This window comes from Arcicella sp. GW458-12-2-14-TSB2 (assembly GCF_059423785.1).
Map to the genome: position 1 here is coordinate 1 of NZ_JBWKYN010000334.1, position 1,935 is coordinate 1,935.

Below are 1,935 nucleotides of genomic sequence, written 5' to 3' on the forward strand. Positions count from 1 at the left end.
AGGCTTCACTAAGTGAAGCCTTTTTTGTTATAGTTTTTATGATTGTTTCAAATAATTTACCATCAAAGCACCCGCTTTTTCAGAAGCTCCTTTTGTGCCGAGTAAATTCCTAATTTCTTCGTAGCCTTTTAATTGTTCTTCTCGACTTTCTTTGTTCAATGTTATTTTGGTCAATTCAGCCTGTAAGTTTTCTTTGGTCAAATCGTATTGGAGTAATTCCGTCACTACTTTTCGTCCTGCAATCAAATTCACTAGCGATACAAATGGTACTCTAATCACTCGTTTATATACCTGATAGGCTGCCCAACCGCCACGATAACAAACTACTTGGGGAATATTAAACAAAGCGGTTTCAAGCGTAGCAGTACCAGAAGTAACCAAAGCGGCATCAGCTACTGACAATAGATTATAAGCATCATCAACCACAATTTTTACAGGAAAAATAGATTGCCAACGAGCATACAACTCCTTAGGTAAATTAGATACCGCACCAATAACAAATTGATAGTCAGGAAATAAATACACTTGTGTAAGCATCACGGATAACATTCCTTCAATTTCTTGTTTTCTACTACCTGGCAACAAAGCGATGATAGGTTTCTGACCTAGTCGTGCTTCTTTCCTAAAATCTTGGGCAGGCTGAAAGTCGGCAATGGCATCAAACAATGGATTCCCTACATAATCAACGTCATAATCATACTTTTTGAAAAAGTCTTTTTCAAAAGGGAAAATGACGAATAATCTATCCACATACTTTTTCAGATTCAATGCTCGTGATTGATTCCAAGCCCATACCTTTGGCGAAATATAATAGAATGTCTTGATGCCTTTTAATTTAGCAAATTTGGCGACACGCATATTAAAACCTGCGTAATCAATCAGTATAACTACATCGGGCTGAAAAGCTAAAATATCTTTTTTACAAAAATTAAAAAAGCCAATAATCGTAGGAAGATTTTTTACGACCTCGAAAAATCCCATAAAGGCAAGGTCTCTGTAATGTTTTACAATTTCTGCCCCAGCAGCCTGCATCATATCACCTCCCCAAGCTCGGATTTCAGCAGCATTGTCATGTTTACGAATACCTTTAATCAAATTCGAGCCGTGCAAATCTCCCGAACGTTCACCAGCGATGATATAATATTTCATTTGATTTTGGATTGCAGATTTCGGATTCCTAACTATTTTGGGTGATGATTAGTACTTCATCTTTAAATCCGACATTCAAAATAAGCGTTATTCTTCCCCAAAATATTCTACAAAATTCTTTTGAGTCTCGTACAATTTCAAGCTATACAATTTAGCAGTAGACGAAGCTTCTGAAATTTTAGGGGCTAATATTTTCCAAATCTCAATGACAAAAATTTCGCAACTTGCCATTTTGCCTTGCATAAAATCTACATCAAGATTAAGATTTTTATGATCAACTTTCTCAATAACTTCTTGTTTGATGATATCACCTAACACCTTTAAATCAATTACAAAACCAGTATCAGGGTCGGGTTTGCCTTTTACGGTAACAATCAATTCAAAATTATGACCGTGCCAGTTTACGTTAGCACAAGGCCCAAAAACTTCACGATTCTTTTCCTCAGACCAGCTCAGATTATACAACCTGTGTGCGGCATTAAAATACTCTTTACGACTTACATAAACCATTGTTTTCAGTGTTTACAAGTGAAGGCATCATTGGGAAAACAATAGCAATGGATACCTATAAATATGAATAGTCCGCAAAATTACAATGAATTTATTTTCAAAAAAATTAAATCTGCGAATATCAGGCTTTCATGAATAAATTCAATTTTAAAGATTAAGCATTTTTACTTATCGTTTTTGAACAAAATCAGTAAAGAACTTAATTATAAAAGTAAAAAACTCACACAAATCTTTGAAAAATTATATTTTTTCCAAAATCTGTGTATAGTTTAAATG

The 1,935-nt window shown here is 34.5% G+C and carries 2 protein-coding genes; both read right to left on the minus strand.

What is annotated here, in order from left to right; genetic code table 11:
* Positions 1 to 36: 36 nt before the first annotated feature.
* Positions 37 to 1,149: a lipid-A-disaccharide synthase gene (lpxB, locus tag AC07XN_RS24245; RefSeq protein ID WP_494744915.1), complete on the minus strand. Its 1,113-nt coding sequence runs from the start codon at positions 1,147 to 1,149 to the stop codon at positions 37 to 39.
* 87 nt (positions 1,150 to 1,236) lie between these two features.
* Positions 1,237 to 1,659 (minus strand): 6-pyruvoyl trahydropterin synthase family protein, encoded by a 423-nt coding sequence (locus AC07XN_RS24250; RefSeq protein ID WP_494744916.1) that lies wholly within the window; start codon positions 1,657 to 1,659, stop codon positions 1,237 to 1,239.
* Positions 1,660 to 1,935 lie beyond the last annotated feature (276 nt).

What these genes read in the sequence shown, in the direction of transcription:
- AC07XN_RS24250 (WP_494744916.1), bottom strand. Translation starts at nt 1,659, where the DNA reads ATGGTTTATGTAAGTCGTAAAGAGTATTTTAATGCCGCACACAGGTTG.
- lpxB (WP_494744915.1), bottom strand. Translation starts at nt 1,149, where the DNA reads ATGAAATATTATATCATCGCTGGTGAACGTTCGGGAGATTTGCACGGC.